The sequence below is a fragment of the Affinundibacterium nitidum genome, assembly GCF_014284155.1.
In the GTDB taxonomy this organism is placed as follows: Bacteria; Pseudomonadota; Gammaproteobacteria; order Burkholderiales; family Burkholderiaceae_D; genus Undibacterium; species Undibacterium nitidum.
Map to the genome: position 1 here is coordinate 24590 of NZ_JACOFZ010000002.1, position 17982 is coordinate 42571.

The following is a 17982-nucleotide window of genomic DNA, read 5'->3' on the forward strand; positions in this document are numbered from 1 at the left end:
TAGTCCAAGTGAGAGTTGGCGCTTGGCGCCGTGGCGATTTGTGGGGCAATAGCGAGTTCTGTATTCATCCCGCTATTTTACCGTGTTGCCTGTGATCTGGAGTGCAATACTTACACTCTCGAACAAGAATTTACTGCTGCTGACACCAAGGCCTAAGCGCGAGGAAAACGATAAAGACTCCTTCGCTTCGTTCAGTCGAAGTAAAGACGCTCAGTGTTAAAGAAAACACAATCCTCTTCCTCTTCTACTGCGATCTCAAGGTAATTTCGCTCTATTAACTCCTGAAAGCCCAGCAAAATCTTTTGCTCTGGAATATGAGCGTGCTTCTCAGAAAATTCCATCATCACTTGGCGCAGAACTTTCCCCCTTTGGCACAATGACCATAGGTCGTGCATTTCATTCGATTTCAAGTGCAAAGGTTGAACGGTGATTTTACTTTCATAGAAATGCACGTCTTGAATCATCGAGTCTTTTGATAGGGCAATAACTGCGCGACGTCGGGCCCAAAATACCGATTCCGGCCAACGAGTTTCACGTTGATAGTATTGCCATTGCGTTTGTAAGTATTGACGGAAGTCTTGTTCAATCGCTTGCGCGTAGGTATCTAAAAGACTGCCCTCTGAAAAGAGATGATCCACCGCGATGAAGGCACCATGAACGCCAGTTGCCAATGCGCGTGGAATACCAGAGGAAGAGATCGGATCATATGAGGCCACTGCATCACCAACCGCAACCCAGTCCCTGCCTCCTGCATTTCTCAAATAAGAGGAATAGCAAGGAAACGCTCGAGGTACATCATCAAACTCCAAGCTTTGCAAGGTACTACCAATTTGGGTTTTAGAAAATAACGCGCGCCACACTGCCGGCTGGCTACCATGAAGCTTGTTCAAAATATCAGGATCGCTCATCAAGACCACTGAAACACGACCATCCACCATTGGCGTAACATGCCACCATCCATATTCTGCTGCTTCCACGTGATTTTCTACAGTCAAACTGCCACCTTCAGGCAATCGACCAATGCATCCAACACCAACCAAACGATCGTGAACCGTTAGCGCCAAATTCAAATTAGTTCGCATGACTCCACGACGACCAGAAGCATCAATAATAAATTTACAATGAGTAACGTAGGTCGCTCCTTGCTCGTCCTTGACCAAGACACGCCAACCACCTTGTGGTCTAGCCTCACATGTCACCACCTGATTACGAATCAGTAGTTCGCCGCCACGGGAGGTGAACGTATCAGCCAACATCTTTTCAAAACGAAGACGATTCAGTGCCCAACCTGTTCCGCTCTCAGCGAACATGTGCCCAAGGCGGCGAGATTCGGAACTACCCCAACTTACCTGGCTAAAAAATGGCTCTTGGCTTTGCGTCGCGCAAAATTCATCCCAAACACCAAGGTATTCCAGTGTCGAACGGACACTAGAGGAAAGTGACTCGCCGTACTTATGTTCAGAGTAATCACCACGTTCGACAATAGAAACGCGCACATCTTCGCGCTTCAGCAAGGCAATACCCGCGGTACAACCTGAAATCCCACCACCTAAAATCAGGACGTCAACTTCTTTGATGACTAGATCACTTTGGCTATTCATTTTGACCTCAATTATGGTTTCCACTCAGATTCTGGAAAACACCCAACCCAGACTCTCATGAACACTCAATACGCTTAGATTTGTTCGATATTTTTGCCACACAAAAGCGGCTCTACACCACTAATAGCAATTCACGTGCCAGATCGCATTTACCTCAAAAGGCGCAGATTTTTGGTGTAAACTGCTTAAACTAAGAACAAGGTTTTGTACGAAAAAAAGCTTTAAAAACCGAGAGTTATCATGAATCCATAAATAAAGTGATAATTTAAGCAACGAACTTCTTTTATTACGGGAATGTACTAGAGCTTTTCTGACATAGCCCTGAAGTTTTACCTACAAAACTAAGTAATTTTGAGTCGGATAAAAAGAAGGTATGGAAATTGCAGTAAGTGGCGGTGATCACGTAAAAAAGTCGCTTGTCATGTAAATTTTCAAGCCTTTACGTGTAATCAATTTACGACTTAAAATTTTGACGTGTAAATAAAATGATTTTTTACACGTCAATTGACACCCACAATTTGACCAATTGAAGTAACGATGAACAATATTGATTACACCATCACCTCGCCACTGAATGTGGTTGCCAAAGAAAGTAGGCCTTTGTTAGCGATCACGATCGCTTGGCATCCAGATGTATCGCGCATCGGTGAGCAATTCATCGGAACCACTGAAGAAGGGGTGATTGAAGTAAGTCGCTTCATTCCGATGTTTCGCAAGAGCCATGGAGACACTTTGCCAATCGGGCATGGTGGCGTTTCTCGGGAACCCATCCGCGTAGTGCGAGACACTAGTGATGGCGTCACGATATGCCCACCAAAGAGCAGAATGGTGGTCGAGCTCAACGGCCAAATGATTATTGATCCAGTATGTCTCAGCGCGGAACAAATTGAGGCTGGAGCGATTTTGGCTTTAGGCCGTGCGGTTTACTTATGTATTCATTGGATGCGCTGCCTTCCCAAAGAAAACCCGGTCGAAGGTTTTATTGGCGTCGGCAGCGCTGCTATCGCAGCCCGCGATCTAATTCGTCTCGCAGCGAGCAGTGATGCCACGGTATTACTTCTCGGCGAAACGGGTACCGGAAAAGAAGTGGCTGCGCGCGGCATTCATCAACTAAGTAAGCGATCTGCACATCGCATGGTGTCAGTGAATATGGCTGCACTCAACGAGTCACTTGCAGCGGCAGATTTATTTGGTGCAAGTAAAGGCGCCTACACAGGCGCACAAAACGCGCGTAATGGTTTCTTCAGCGAAGCTGAGGGATCCACTCTCTTTCTCGACGAAATCGGCAACACTCCTGTTAGCATCCAACCAATGCTATTGAGAGTTCTCGAAACAGGTGAGTATCGTCCACTTGGGGCAACACGCGATAATAAATCGACTGCACGTCTGATCACCGCAACCGATCAAGATCTCTATCATTCGTCTTTTAACCACGCTTTAGTTCGTCGCTTAGAAAGCTTCATCATTCGGATTCCACCTTTACGTGCACGCCGTGAGGACATCGGTTTATTGATGATCAACTTGTTTCAAACACTTGAAGTCGGTTCGATTGATCCTGGGCAGATTCCCGCTAGTTTCATTGACAATGCACTCAATTACGACTGGCCAGGCAATATTCGCCAATTAGGCAACGTCTTCAAGCGAGCCATATTATCGATACAAATGGGTGAAACTCCGGTGCTCGCGAGTATGATTGAAGCTCCAAAATTGCAATCGGTCGACAACGCCGCTCAACTCCGAAAAATACATGCATATGGCATGCAAGATAATGTCATGGGTAAGTTGGGCAAAGTTGCCCCAGACCCCGAAGAAGTGCCGGTAGAGCGCAAGAAGTTGCGCGACTTGAGCGAAGATGATGTAGTCAACGCGATGGAGAAACACGCTTGGACGATCCAATATGCCGCGGAAGATTTGGGCATATCCCGCCCTTCTATGTATAAACTTATCGAGGCCAACGCTCAAATTCGACGTGTGGAGCAAATCCCAACGGATGAATTGCGCGGACAATTTGACACGGCCGGCGGAGAAGTTGAAAAATGTGCATCACTTCTAAAGACACCGAGTGAAGCCTTGCGCCGCCACTTAAAAGGTTTAGGCTGGATTTCTTGAGTAAACCGACCTCTATTCGGGCATGCTGAGTTGGGAAGATCTGAAAGAGACTGTGGTTTTTGCGATAGAAACTCGCTCTTTCAGACTCAAACAACGTGAAATAGTAATACCATGTAGCAAGTTCCTACGAAAACCGTATCGAAATTCGCGTAGGAGCGAAGAGCAAGCTTAAGTAAATTCATCGCCGCAAGCAAACTTAAGTCACATTACTTCCAGATCACCGTTCGGAGAGTCCGATGTCAAACTCATCGTTTCCACAGAAGACGCCCGGGGAGATGCGAGTGCTGGTCGTGGACGATGATCCTTTACAGCTGGCTTATGTCAGCGCTCTACTCAAGTCTCTCAATATTACTCAAGTCACTACCGCAGATAACGGCACCCAAGCCGTTGCGGTTCTTGAACAAACCAATGAAGGTCTAGATCTGATTATTTCAGACCTGATGATGCCGACCATGGATGGCTTCGACTTTCTCTGGCAGCTCGCCTATCGGCAGTCCAAGATCCCCGTTATCATCATGTCGGCACAATCGATCGAAGTAATTCACAGTGCCGAGTTGGTAGCACAGCTTAAATTTCTGCAATTAGTGGGTAGCCTCGAAAAGCCTGTGACTAAAGAACGTTTCCATGACATGGTGAAAGGTCTCTTGTCATAATTTACTGAAGGAATTAGAGCTTACTTGGCTTGCGCAAATACAGAGGGTCTCGACGCAAGGATACCAAGTCGGGGTCAGCATCAATTAGTTTTGTTGGATAACCCAGAGACCTTGCTTTGAGCACCGCAGCAACTGCAGCTTCGCGTTTCCCCAAAACTTCGTAGCTCACCCCCACTCTAAATTGCGCCAACGGATTTTGCTCGATTAATCCATCTAAAGCAGCAATCGCCTCATGTGCGGCCGAGATATCACCATTCTTTGCGTTATACAGCGCTGTGCGAGAAAGTAAGTCTGCGTCTTTGGGCGATTTGTCCAATTTAGGCTTAATCAAATCACGTGCAGTCGCGTAGGCATTTTTCGCGCTATCCATCCGCCCCGGAATCCATTGCAAAGTGTCTGCATATTTAGCCCAAGTTCGAAAATCTTCAGGATTACCCGTAACTTTATTGACCGCTCTCTCATAGGCGGTAGCCGCACCGACATAATCACCACGTAAGAACAAAGTATCACCAAGCTCCGCATACAGTTCGCCAGTTTCACGCAGTTTTAGACCTTGCTGCAAAGTTTGAATTGCCTCTTCGATCTGGTTCAGCTTCACCTGCGCTCGTGCTAAACCAATATAAGTTGCAGCGTTAGCCGAGCTACGCTCAATGCTTTGTTGATAAAGCTCGACCGCCATACTGTAATTTTGTTGGGAGACATAGATCTCGGCGAGCTGATGAGAAAAGCCAGCATTTTGTGAAAATAATTGGGCCGCTTGCTGAGCCGATTCCATCGCCTCCTTCACTTTCTCTGCTCGCAGTTGTCCTAATATTTTGTTGAGCCACACTTGTGGATTTTTAGGGTCAAGAGCAAATGCGCGATCAATCTCCTGCTGCGCAGCCTCATGTTGCCCCCTCAAACTCAACACACGGCTATAGGCAATATGTGTCAGCGCTAAAAAATCATTCTGCTCCAAAGCTTTTTTTGCATTGGCCTCAGCGCGCTCAAGAGCCGCTGTATTCTGCGCATCCAGCACATATCGATAGCTATCGACGAGTGCCAAACTGGCGCGAGCAGCAGTGTGCTCAGGCGTCTGCTCCAAGATACGGGTGAAATGTACTTCCGCTTGGTCTAACATTTCCGCCCGATCTGCCTGTTCAAGCGCTGCTAAGCCTGCTTTCATTTCTCGGGCTTCAGAATAATTCTTTAACTGCGTTTCGACCCGCGACCAATATGGTTGTGTCTGCCATCCAACAAATGCCAGTATCAGCACAATAAAGACCAGCAAGATTGGACGCGAAGACTTAAACAAGCGTCGCCAATTAACAATGGGAGCTTCATCTTGCGGTGGCAATGCAGCAAGGTTAATGCCGCTCATCTTGAAGGAAGCCGAGCCCATCGATGGAGGGTCAAGCGCAATCAACTGATTGATCTGCAAAACCACTTCCTGCATTGATGCGATTCGATTTTCAAGTTGACGCGCGGTCATGGCACGAACCAACTGACGCAATGCCAACGGCAAATGGTCAGGCCAAGGCCATTGATCAGAATTCGATTGAATGACTGCAGCGGCCAAAGCCAAACCTGAGAGATTGGCGAATGGTCGACTTCCAGTCAGAAGCTCGTACAAGATGACGCCCAGTGCATAGATATCTGAACACGCACGCATACTAGCGCCGGTCAAAATTTCAGGTGCCATATAGGCTATGGTGCCTTGAGGGTCTGCTTGCACTACCGATGTTGTCGCATCGCGATCGGCTTGACTCGCCAGACCAAAATCCAAGATGCGGACCGCGCCACCTGGCTCTTGCATTAAATTCGAGGGTTTGAGGTCGCCATGAATAAGGCCCGCGGCGTGTGCCTCCTGCATTGCCTGCGCGACTTGACGAACAATATCGAGAACTTGATGGATACTCGGTGGCTGCGTCTCAAGCAATTGACGTAGGGTCCGACCCGGCACCATTTCCATCACGATCGCTTGGCTATCTGAGGTTTGCTCGAGGGCATGAACCTTCACAAAGGCAGGATGCTGTAAAGATGCTGCAAGGCGGGCTTCACGCAAAAGATCGACGCCAGCACTGACATTCTTTAAATATTTAATGGCAACTTGGCGATGTAATTTCGTATCCCACGCTTGAAACACTTGTCCAAAACCGCCCTCACCTAGGCTTTGACCTAGCTGATAGTGAAGTAAAAATTCAGGTTGTTGGGCAGTGACTTGGGTTACTGACATAGGAGAACTTCTACAAAAATCCAATTTGCTAAGCAGGCCACATTTTAACTCGGATTGTTTGTCGAAAATAGACGAACTCTGCAAATTGGAGTTCGTATCCCGTTAGAGGGTAATCAACGTATGTCTCAACCAACAAAGCACTATGTTGAGAGCACCTTCATCGCATTTTGAAATCAGGGTAATTCGCGATCATGCCGGGCTCATAGCCCTGCCGCCGACTTTCTGCGAGTGCTGTGTTTGCTTGCTGCTGTTCCCCGAGGATCTGATAACTGAGCGCTAACCAAAAATGAGATTCGGCGGGAATCTCAGCAATGCTGTATGTCTTCTGTATAAACTGATGAGATGCTTCCGAATTACCCAAACGCGCGTATATCACGGCTTGGATACTAGTGAGTATTGGGTCGCTCGGCGAGCGCTTCAACCGAAGCTCAAGCAAGCTCTGTGCTTTTTGATGCGCTTGCATCGCATCAGCTCGACGGTCGGGGATCTGAACTAAGGCCTCCGCATATTGAAACCATCGCAAATAACTACCATTGACACCTTTGTTGACCGACACTGCATTTTCATAAGCTGAAGCAGCGGCAACAAAATCGTGTTCCTCAAAACGAATATTGCCCAAGGTGGTAAAAAGGTTCACATTCGAGCCAATGACTAAGCCTTTTTGAATGATAGCTAATGCCTCTTCACGCTTTCCATGCGAATACATGGCTTGAGCCAATAGAGAATAGGCCAAGAGAGATTCAGGTTGCCGACGAATGCTTTGCTCCAACACCACTATAGCGGATGGATAGTCGCTTCGGTTTAGAAAAATTCCGCCCATCAGATCTAATAAAAATCGATCATTAGGAAACTTACTGGCACCGAGAGCGCCAAACTTGATTGCTTCTTCGTTCTTTCTTGCCTCGAGCAAAACACTCATCTTGCAGTGCCAGAGCAGCAAGTTGTCAGGCTCTTTTTGCAAAGCCTGCTCCACACTTTGAAGTGCCAAATCGAGTTGATGATATCCTTGCTGGATACGGGCTTGAGCCAACAAACTAGCCGCAGCCTCTGGCGCCAAGGACATCGCTTGCTGTGCACCTGCCGTCGCTTTTTGAAACCAAACCTCATCACGCGTACTTGCGTAATAGTTCGACAAATTACTGATAGCGAGATAGGCGATCGCCTCAGCATTTCGCGGCTCACGTTCAATGACCTGTTGAAAATGTTGGATAGCACTAGCCAATTTAGCGGGACGTGGACGAATTTGATACTCAGTCAAATCATTGAGCCCTTCGGCTATTTCATTGGAACTCGAATAAGGTTTCAAGGCACGCCAAAGTTGTGGCCCATTTTGCACCGCCTTCCATGCAAGCACTGACAAGATTGCGACAAGTCCCAATGCGATCACATACTGCTTCCAAGTTCGAGGCACGCCATACCGATATCGTTTCTTTTTCAAATCAAATCGATGTTCGATTTCTTCACGTAACTGACGCAAGTCTTCACTGTTGAGGCTCTGCGAAACCATATCCCTTGGGATTAGCGCTACACATCGTTCACGCAACTCCGTTGCCGACGGCCTCGCTGATGGATCCGCTGCCGTCAACTTCAATAAAATCTCACGCATAGGCATGGACATACTTTCTGGCCATTCCCATTGCGCCGAACTAGACTGCAGTTTCGCTGCCACCAAGGCTAAACCGTGCAGGCCCGCAAAAGGCAAGCACTGAGAAAAGTAGCGATACCAAATCACACCAAGTGCATATAGATCACTCGCGGCGAGCGGTACAGCTTGAGAGAAACGTTCAGGAGCGGTGTAGATCAAACTACCGAAAGGATCTATCTGTGTTTCCGATCCAAAGATGTTCGATGCGGTGCCGGGCGCAAGTGAAAAATTTAAGATTCGAATATGACCCGATGCATCAAGCACCAAATTTTCCGCCTTCAAATCTCCATGAACTAATCCTAGTGCATGCGCTTCTTGAAATGCGCTTGCCACTTCAAACAGATACTTGGCCAACAAGGCCTCATTGGCAGTCACTGCTTCTAACTGAGTCAATGGCAGTCCAGTCACCGCCTCCATGACAACAAAGATGTTCTCGTCGACCTCTTCAACATTGTGAATGCGGGCAAAGGCGGGATGCTGTAATCCTGCGACTTTTCTGATCCGTTGACGTAGGGTCTCAATCGCTGCCTCGCGCTGATCGACAGTGCTGACTGCATCACTGTAAGTTTGTCCTTCCGCGAAAATACGCTGAAGGGGAAATTTACGTATCCATACCGGGCGCGATAGACTAGTGTCAAAAGCCTCAAACAACTCTCCATCCAGATCAAGCCGAATGCGTTGCCCAAGTCTATATTGCAAGATCTCTGTCGCTTGCCCTGAATTATCGTGAGAGTGAACCATGCTGATTGATGTGGAGGCCCCGGAGTAATACCCTGAGTGGGCATAATGAGATGTCCCTCATTCTAACGTCAATTACACTAAACAATGGCAAGTTTCCTCATATCGCGAGGTAAGCTAAGGTCTAGGCTAGGTTTAAGGCGGTTTTAACTCTCAGCCAGGATTGGTCAGCAAAATCGTTGGCACTTTAAACGGGTCAACGAGGCGCAAATAAAAATGACCGATACCAGCTGTACCGAGCATTAGACTAGGGGTTTCACCAGCACCGCTGTTCCCGCACGGCCAAGGACGCCCCTCTTGTAGGATGTGTCGAATGCCATTTTCACCGACTTGTTCTGCGAGCTGTCTCAGGTCCGGGCGTTGAAGTTGATGTGCTGCTTGAATTAAGAGCTCTGCATTCCCCGCTTCACCATGGCAGAGTGAAAAATTAGCACGCCCGTTTTTCCATGGTCTGGCCAGCGCAGAAGAAGTGGTAGCTAAGGCCATTTCCAAGTCTTCTTGAATCTCCACATTCTCGGGCAAGATCTGCGCTTGACGCAATCGCGCTAATCCGATTCCCGGCGCACCATGGCACCACGCCAAACTATAGTTTGGACGAGCACTCTTTACACCAGAAGGCGGAATGCGATGATCCGGCCAATTTCCAATCTCAGAATTCCTTTGTCGACGTTCAAAGCGCAAAGCACCAAGTGCAATCTTTAAATAGTCCTCATTTTTTGTCCGTGCGTACAACTCCAGCAGTGCCGTTGCGATCCCCGCACTACCATGCGAATAGCCATTTAAGTGCGGTTCCCTTGGATTGCTAGAAGTCTGCCACGAAACCTCGTCGCCCTTATAGACCGCATTTACCAATAAATGTTGGCCGTGCATTTCCGCTATATCGATGACTTCGGGAGCATTTAATACTGCGGACAAATGGAGCAATGCCGGTATCGCACCAGCACTACCAGTGACCACGTCAAGTGCAATCGGGGCCAACACTTGATTTCTCAAGGGAAGCAAGAGCTGTTTGCTGCGAGCGTATAGGTCATGTCGCCCTGTTATTCGGGCAGCCTTAGCCAACACAAAGGCTAGCCCTGTAGTACCCGAAAAGAAACTCGCGTTTGGATTTGCCTGGTTCTTTTCGTGCAAAGACAAGGCTTGATTCAGCGCGCCATCGATACAGCGCAATTGAAGTGGATCTTGGGTGAGCTGATAGAGTTCGGTCAAAAACAGAACGATTCCCGATGTCCCGCCGTATAAATCCGCACCGAGTGCGCGGAACATTTGCGTGCTGCCATTAACCTGCGCCTCATGCGTCCAGCCCAGCCAAGTACAACGTCTACTGTCCCACAAAGCGTCGCGACACAAGCTTCTGCCGATCCGATCCGCCACCTCCAAGTACCGTTCTTTAGCAGCGTCAATCACTCCACTCCTCCGACAAAAAGTGGTTGTGCAAATAGATCAAATTCGCCTGAATTCAAATAAGGAGTATTCAAATCTATACCGACGTCACTAAAGCATTGTTCAATTAACGCCATTTTCCCGTCGCAATTATAGATTCCATTTGCATTGGCCTTCAACAAAGCAAGAGCCACCAAACCGCAACGATGCATACCGAAACTGGCCCCTTTGCCTGGGTCTTGGGCAGCACCTATGCCACGAGCAAATTCTCTTGTAAACATTGGCACTCCTGAACGTAAACCATCTCCCAATAAATCAGGTAGGCGGGTCAACAGATAGGCAACTATTTGATAGTGGCAACTTGCCACATATAAAACCGCTGCATCAGCTCGTCCATAAGTTGCGGGATCGGCAAGTGCTTTAAAGTGATACGGTATGTAATAGTGGTTGAGTTGTTGACTCAAAAACCGTAGCAGCGCAACGACCATGCTCGACTCAATATTGAAATAAAACCTCAACAACTTATACTCATCGAACTGATCCGACAAAGTCGCACCAAAAGTATGGAAAAAGGAATCTAATGGTGCTTCTGTGTAAGGGAACACTTTGAGCTTAACGATATCTCCGACTTTTGCACCTGCTCCCATCCAGTTGTCGAGCATATAAGTGCCGGCCCACGCAATTCGACTTTGATCCGCCCTTTTAACGTATGCTCTGCCATCATTTCCAAAATGGTAGATCTCCCAACCTGGGTCCCAAGATGGGTGTGTGCCATTAGCGATTTTTAGGTGCGCGACCAATTCCGCAATATCAGTTTGAATCGAGATCGGAGTTCGGATTGGTTTTTCGGAGGAACATAGTTGATTATCACGTCCTGACTCAGGACGAATATAAAAATTTTTATATAGACGTCCGGTAAGTGTATCAAGCAACTGTGCGTGTGAAAGTGCATCTAACGCACCTTTCAACAAGAACTCCTCACTAGCGAAAGAAATGCGATCAGCTTCAATCTTTACCCGTTGACAAATATCGAGAAGATCGGAGTGACAATGCGGCACGCTCATGCCTCAAGTTCCTCAACTCTTGATTCGGTTGCGATTGCGAACCAATGTTTCACCAACATCAAAGGATCCTCGAACATCAGTTGAGCGAGTTGTAACACCATCGACATACTGTTTGACATGTCCCTAGCAGTGAATACGCCCTCATAGCAAGTTAAAATCAGACGCGCCGCGACAAAACGTAGAACTGATTCAAGTTCATGCAAGTCATACTCTGTCCTCCCCAAACCATTTTGATAGGATCGCCAAAAAGTTTGTAAGCTCTGGCGCAGTGCTGCCTGCAGATCATTCTCACGAGCAATGAGCTCCACAATGTCCCTAGCAGGTGCTTGTCCAATTTCTCGCAGATCAGTTTCAATCCAAAACACCAGAAAAGAATGCATTAGGCCCGCGACATCCCAACGAGCATCTCCAATATCAATCAGTTCCCAATCAATCAATTTGAGTTGAGCCATCTGCTTTTCATCAGGATAGATCAGGCAATTATCCCATTTCATGTCTCCGTGCATGAGACAATCAAATCTCCAATCTCGTTTGAGTGCCTGCATTCCATCTCGAATTGCACCGAATTGCTGCATCGTCGCCAGCATTTGCTTAACACCATCGCTCGCGGAGTCTGAAACACGATCAAAGTTTAGAATCCAAACGGGATTACGCTGGCATGACTGCAGCAGCTCATGGGGCACATTCGCTAAGGTAACTGAACGATGAAAATCCGCCAAAGCACCTCCAACCATACTTGCAATCAGAGTTGAAAAACGACGAATCCGCCAATGATATTGCGTCAAACTCTCGCTATGATTAATGAACTCTAGAACGATACTATGACGCTCTCGGTCAATATCAAGCACGCGAGGTAGGTATTGATTCCAGGATGACTGAACTTGCGCCAACGTGTAATAGTCCATCTCTCGTTTGAAATTAGCCAAACTATCAGGATCACTAGCCTTGGTTTGTTTAACAAACAGGGCTCTATTTGAATCAAGTTTGACGCAAAAATTTCGGTTTCGTCTTCCCAGCTCGGTCACACTAAAATCTCCATCGACAATCGTCGAAGGTGTTACAAGCTTCCGGGAAATCAAGAAATGTGCGAGGTTAGTCGACGTCAGAAACATAAATAGCTAGAGGTGTCGCTAAACCGATGTATGCTTAGGGCATACATCAGCGGCTAGCATGGAATTCTGTCACACTGACAAGGGACCGCTGAGTGAGTCAACTCTGCACGCACTCGCGGCCATTCTAAAAAAAAGTAAATCGGCCACTATTTCAAAGCCGGGGCAATATAGTCGATTTGCTCGAGTCCATCGCCGCTACAACCACATGTCTGCGTGCATGTTTTCTGTGTAGCTGGTACGTCTAAGTCACCTGATGATAGCTGTTGTTGCGGAGGTACATAAAAATCAGCGCCGATGTCGCTCGTACATCCACAAGTTTGTGTGCATGTTTTTTGAGTTGCTGGCGTATTCACTGAAAAATCCGAACTATCTTTTACAACTTCATATTTATCGTTTATCAGACTTTGGTTATCAAACGGTGCCATTAGAAAATCTCCATAGTAAGTTCATCAACATCAAATAATTTTCTTGATTTACCTTCTAGAAATATCAATTTCATAAAGAGTAAAAATAACAGTAGCACAAATCATGCCATTACTTCTTATTTTTCAACGCAACTAACAAGCGAGTATGCATCCCTCAGACCATAAACATGAATCGCGCCTGTCCCGCCAACAAAATAATCTTCAAATGTCCCCGCTTTCAGGATTGGTTTGGGAACAGAGAAAATTGCTACATCATTGGTAGGCAAGTTAGAGAATGAGGCGGATTTTAATTTTGGATTATCTCCGACCGCTGGCGTATTGACGCGAGCCAACTGACTATGCGAACCATATTTATCGGTGCCATAATTAATGTACAGAAATTCAGATCTAGGATCGCCATATTGCTGCACACCCGAGGTCGAATCAAGAACCATTTGGCCATCGCAATTGAACACGAAACCGTTCGCACTAGCTACAACGTTTGACTGGATAATTGCCGAGCCATATGACGGCACAAGTTGCACATGGACACTACCAATGCCGTCCTCACGGAGATTGGAGCGTAGTCGCGCATCGTCGTGATCAAGACAAATTTCGATACCATAATCAACAAAGCCAGTTGAGGAATTAACTCCATTCTGACGAAATATCGCATAGTTATCAAAAGCGGTTCGTTTCGAATCACCATTGGACAAATCAATATGCGCATAACTAACCATTTGCTCTGTGATCACATCGGCACGGCCACTTGGCTCACAGAGGATAAAATCTTCACCAGATAGAAAATACTTTTCCGTGGTCATTACATTGGTCGCCAATGTATGGGTCGGCGTATCAAGTGTAATTTGACTAAAAATAACAGCACGATCACGTACCGTCACATCAGGACTTGCATGACAATCAGTCAGAAAGTTGGACAAAGTAGTGCTCACCAATTGCTCTGTAGGACCATATGTTTGTTCTTTTTGTTCGAGCAAAGTTTTGACAATCGCATTGCGTGCGCGCACGCTCTCGGATGAAAATAGACGATCAACATTTGCAACGTGTGCGGTAACGGCTGTACCAAAAACAAACACCCAATTTGCATAAGCAGGGGCACTAAAACTCTCCCGCACTTGCTGCAAAAGGTAAGGCAATGGATCTTCCTCAATAGAAGAGTAAAGGTATGCTCCTCGAGTACCATGAAAGTAAAACTCTGGCGATAAGAAAACGTTGATAACACCACTATCAACATCGTTTGCCGGCAGTTGCGCGCGTGCGGTATCTACCGCATTTTTTAAAATGTCGATGCGGGCCAGAATATCAGTTTCTTGGTCCTCGTTGCCTAAGTAACTTTCGCCACCCGGAACTTCACTAGATAACTCAGGTCCCGTAAATAAGCAGTAAGAGATGAATCGAATAGCATTAAAATTTTTATTTATTTGGCTCTGGTTCAACATTTTTTGTCGCCTTAAATTCGAAAAAGTTCCGGACCTTCTCAAAGGTAAATAAGCGCGAATCTCGCTATGGATGATATCGATGATCTTTTCTGAGCCCATCGAAAATCGGATTACTTGCAAATTCTGCGGTAGGAAATTGCAAGTTTCGTGCGAGCGCGATCATCTTGAGTGCAGTTTCACGATCACCCGCAAGTTCATAAACGGCAGCGCCAAACAAATATGAATTTGCAGTCTCAGTATTTATTTCAATCGCCCGATGTATGGTTTGTTTAGCAGAGCTAAATTCACCTAAACGTGCTTGAATAAAGGCCATGTGTGACATAATAAAAGCGTCATCAGGAGACCTTGTCAGGCGTATTTCTAGGAGTGTTTTGGCGTTCCGAAAAGCTTCGATACCGTCCCTTTCCCTCCCCGGAACCCACATTAACGCTTCACCATATTGATACCAACGAAAGTAACTTCCGAAAACACCCTTTTGCGGTGAAACAGCTTTACCAAATGCATCTGCCGCTTCAACATAAGCTCTCTTACGGAACATTATTCTTCCAAAAGCCCCGTATAGTTGTGCATTAGGTCGAATTTGCAGTCCTTGCTGCAAAAACTGCATTGCCTCGTTAACACGACCTTGCTCATCTAGGACATCTGCCAGCAAGGAATATGCATTCACCGAATCAGGCTGGCGACTAATACTCAAGCGATACGCTTCTTCAGCCCCTTTTTGATCTCCCAATGTTCCAAGTGCAACGCCATTCAATTCTGGTAAAACGCGGTCATCTTGAAATTTTTTAGTCCCGTCCTCGGCAAACTTGCGGAGGTCATTAACTTTCCCCATCTCCAGCAGAATACGCGCTTTGTTTATCCAGCAAATCAAATTGTCTGGTTCTAGCCTCAATGCGGTGTCCGTAGCATTTAATGCCTCCTGCATTCGATGATGCCACTGCAAAACTTTTGCATTTGCAATCTGACTAATTGCTAAATTTGGATCGAGGCTCATGGCCTGTTGCGCACTAGCTTTCGCTTTCTGCATCCATGTCTCATCTCGTTTTTCGTTGTTATATTTACTCATATACACCAAGCTCATATACGCGACGGCCTTGGCGTTGTTCGGAGATCTCTGCAAGATGCGTTCGAAATGCTCATTCGCTTTATCAAGTTGATCTTGAATGGGCACTTGCGCATAACTGGAAAGGGCAGCGATACCTTGCTCCATCTCACGGCTTTCAGAATAGGGCTTCAAGGCTTTTGCGATTTGAGGCCAATATGGTTTTGCCTGCCAAATTCCGATACCGGAGATGGCGACTACTAAGGCCAAGATGAGAGCTATTTTTTTCCGACGTTGACGTGCCATGCCATCGAGTTGCGCCTGCAATGCATTGAGCTGCAAAGAAACCGCGCTCACCGAAATCGGGTCGTCTGGCCGCATCTCCTGGCAGGCTTGCATCACCTCGAGGTAACTCATACGCTTTACTGAATCGCGTTTAGTCATACCCAATATTAGCTCTTTGGCTTTCAATGAAATTGAGCTGCTCCACGTCCACTGTTCAGATTGCGTTTGAACTTGCGCTGCGACCAATGCCAAACCATTCAAATTGGCAAACGGCAGCTCACCGCTTAGCATTTCGTAAGTAATAACACCGAGCGCGAAGACCTCGCTACTGGGGCTTGGCTCGACGTCACTAAAGCGTTCGGGAGCCAGATAAGCGATGCCTTGGTAAGCATCGACTTGCTGAAATTGTCTTAACTGCTGAAGCTCACCAACATTTCGATCTTGGCGCAGTGCGAAATGTAAGATTCGGATCTTGCCTGACTGATCAATCAACAAATTTGCTGACTGCAAATCACCATGAACTAAGCCGACTGCTTGTGCTTCATGGAGCGCGGCGGCGAGATGATAAACATACTCAATGATGTGCTTCTCATTGCCACGATGGTTCTTAATCCATTCACGCAGCGGAGTTCCTTGAACCGCTTCCATGACAATAAACAGACTGTCGCCATCTTGCTCCAAGGCATGGATTTTAAAAAAACTAGAATGCTTCAAAGAAGCGACCAAACGCGCTTCGTTTAGCATTGCCTCAAGATTAGCCCCCAAGCCTGCCATAACTTTGATGAGCACCTGACGGCGCAATACGCTGTCCCAAGCTTGGTACAAGTTGAAAGCACTAGAGCTTAGAGAGGTATCGATCTGCCCCCGAATTTCGTAGTGAAGCAGAGAAGGCGGCAAGGTAGGGGCGTCAACTGCGAGCTCGACGGTATCATTCTTGTTATTGGTATCAACGATGCTCATACTCAGGTGTGAACGCTTATTTTGTTATTCTCAGACAACTTTAAACTTTACCACCGTTTTTTTACGGCATGACTAAATTTCCACATTATCACACGTAAAAATAGTTTTTTTACACGTAGCTAACTTCCATTAACATGATTAGATGCGTTTTTGCAGATTCAAGTAATTGTCATCACCAACTAGGAGGCGCAGTCCACATTACTTGAATCAAGTGGTGAAGAAAGTGAAAGATTTAAGCCAATTCCACACCTTCAGTTCGTCGCGGAAGCGAACGAAAAGTCGATTTTCAGCCTATAATGCTGACAAATCAAAGACTTAACCTACTCCCTCAAGAAACATGACTTCCGCGAACAACCCTTACGTTAATATTTCAGCCTACAAATTCATCACTTTCAACGATACGGCTGAGAAGCGCCCCGAATTCATCGCCAAGTGCCAAGAGCTCAATCTCAAAGGAACCGTGCTTTTGACACCAGAAGGTATCAATATGTTCCTCGCTGGTTTGCGCCACGAGATTGATGCCTATATGGATTGGCTGCATAGCGATCCACGATTCGCCGACATCGTTGCCAAAGAGAGCTTTTCTGATCACCAGCCTTTCACTAAATTGCTGGTAAAGTTAAAGCCAGAAATTATTACCATGCGTATGCCATTGATCAAGCCAGAAGATGGCCGCGCTCCCTCAGTAGAGCCAAAGACGCTAAAGCGTTGGTTAGATCAAGGTCATGATGACAATGGCAAACCCGTCGTTATGGTTGATACTCGCAATGACTTCGAAGTCGATGTCGGTAGTTTCGATAACACCATAGACTATCGCATCACGAAGTTCACCGAATTTCCAGCAGTGATTGAAGCAAATCGTGACAATCTCAATGACAAGACTGTAGTCACTTTCTGTACAGGTGGCATTCGTTGCGAGAAGGCGGCTATCCATATGCAAAACGTCGGTTTTGAAAGTGTGTACCAGCTCGAAGGTGGCATTCTGAAATACTTCGAAGAAGTTGGTGGGGATCACTATCATGGCGACTGCTTTGTGTTCGACTATCGTACCGCGTTGAACCCTAAGCTCGAAGCCACCGATACTAAACAATGCTTCGCTTGCCGCGCTGTTGTTACACCGCGTGAACAATTATCTCCTTGGTACATCCCAGGTAAATCCTGCCCACATTGCAAAAAAGAGCAACGTGATGACGCGCCAGGACAGAAATCAAGCGAAGTATCTGCCTAAATACAATTGTTTCACTCCCGCCATGTGCGGGAGTGAATTTGAGCTTTTATCCCATCGTATCGCTTCCACTTCCCTTTCAGAAA

12 protein-coding genes are annotated in these 17982 nt (G+C 46.7%); 3 read left to right on the top strand and 9 right to left on the bottom strand.

What is annotated here, in order from left to right; all coding sequences use genetic code 11:
- Nucleotides 1-191 precede the first annotated feature (191 nt).
- Nucleotides 192-1601, bottom strand: a complete 1410-nt coding sequence (locus tag H8K36_RS07700; RefSeq protein WP_186916272.1) for an NAD(P)/FAD-dependent oxidoreductase — start codon at nt 1599-1601, stop codon at nt 192-194.
- A gap of 537 nt (nt 1602-2138) precedes the next feature.
- On the opposite strand from H8K36_RS07700, the gene H8K36_RS07705 reads away from it, so the two are divergent.
- Together H8K36_RS07705 and H8K36_RS07710 are read left to right on the top strand one after the other, a co-directional pair.
- The gene (locus tag H8K36_RS07705) at nt 2139-3710 is read left to right on the top strand and encodes a sigma 54-interacting transcriptional regulator (RefSeq protein ID WP_186916271.1); all 1572 of its coding nucleotides are present in this window, start codon (nt 2139-2141) and stop codon (nt 3708-3710) included.
- A gap of 236 nt (nt 3711-3946) precedes the next feature.
- Complete coding sequence (locus H8K36_RS07710) at nt 3947-4363, top strand: response regulator (protein WP_186916270.1); 417 nt, start codon at nt 3947-3949, stop codon at nt 4361-4363.
- A 13-nt stretch (nt 4364-4376) separates the two neighbouring features.
- Here H8K36_RS07710 and H8K36_RS07715 read toward each other — a convergent pair whose 3' ends face one another.
- The 8 genes from H8K36_RS07715 to H8K36_RS07750 form a co-directional block, all read right to left on the bottom strand.
- Nucleotides 4377-6578, bottom strand: coding sequence for a serine/threonine-protein kinase (locus H8K36_RS07715; protein ID WP_186916269.1), 2202 nt, complete (start codon nt 6576-6578; stop codon nt 4377-4379).
- A gap of 157 nt (nt 6579-6735) precedes the next feature.
- Entirely contained in the window at nt 6736-8964 is a 2229-nt protein-coding gene (locus H8K36_RS07720; RefSeq protein WP_186916268.1) for a protein kinase domain-containing protein, read from the bottom strand.
- 150 nt (nt 8965-9114) lie between these two features.
- Nucleotides 9115-10368 (bottom strand): lanthionine synthetase LanC family protein, encoded by a 1254-nt coding sequence (locus H8K36_RS07725; RefSeq protein WP_186916267.1) that lies wholly within the window; start codon nt 10366-10368, stop codon nt 9115-9117.
- A complete protein-coding gene (locus tag H8K36_RS07730) occupies nt 10365-11408 on the bottom strand; it encodes a T3SS effector HopA1 family protein (protein WP_186916266.1) in 1044 nt (347 codons plus the stop codon). The genes H8K36_RS07725 and H8K36_RS07730 overlap by 4 nt, the downstream gene beginning before the upstream one ends.
- Nucleotides 11405-12520, bottom strand: coding sequence for a phosphotransferase (locus H8K36_RS07735; RefSeq protein ID WP_230404394.1), 1116 nt, complete (start codon nt 12518-12520; stop codon nt 11405-11407). Before H8K36_RS07735 ends, H8K36_RS07730 begins: the two co-directional genes overlap by 4 nt.
- 146 nt (nt 12521-12666) lie before the next feature.
- Nucleotides 12667-12945 carry a hypothetical protein gene (locus H8K36_RS07740; protein WP_186916264.1) on the bottom strand — a complete coding sequence of 93 codons (279 nt, stop codon included), beginning with the start codon at nt 12943-12945 and terminating at the stop codon, nt 12667-12669.
- Nucleotides 12946-13061: 116 nt separating this feature from the next.
- Nucleotides 13062-14384: a hypothetical protein gene (locus H8K36_RS07745; RefSeq protein ID WP_186916263.1), complete on the bottom strand. Its 1323-nt coding sequence runs from the start codon at nt 14382-14384 to the stop codon at nt 13062-13064.
- Between the two features lie 64 nt (nt 14385-14448).
- Nucleotides 14449-16671, bottom strand: coding sequence for a serine/threonine-protein kinase (locus H8K36_RS07750; protein WP_186916262.1), 2223 nt, complete (start codon nt 16669-16671; stop codon nt 14449-14451).
- Between the two features lie 337 nt (nt 16672-17008).
- On the opposite strand from H8K36_RS07750, the gene H8K36_RS07755 reads away from it, so the two are divergent.
- Nucleotides 17009-17899 carry a sulfurtransferase gene (locus H8K36_RS07755; protein WP_186916261.1) on the top strand — a complete coding sequence of 297 codons (891 nt, stop codon included), beginning with the start codon at nt 17009-17011 and terminating at the stop codon, nt 17897-17899.
- Nucleotides 17900-17982: the final 83 nt, after the last annotated feature.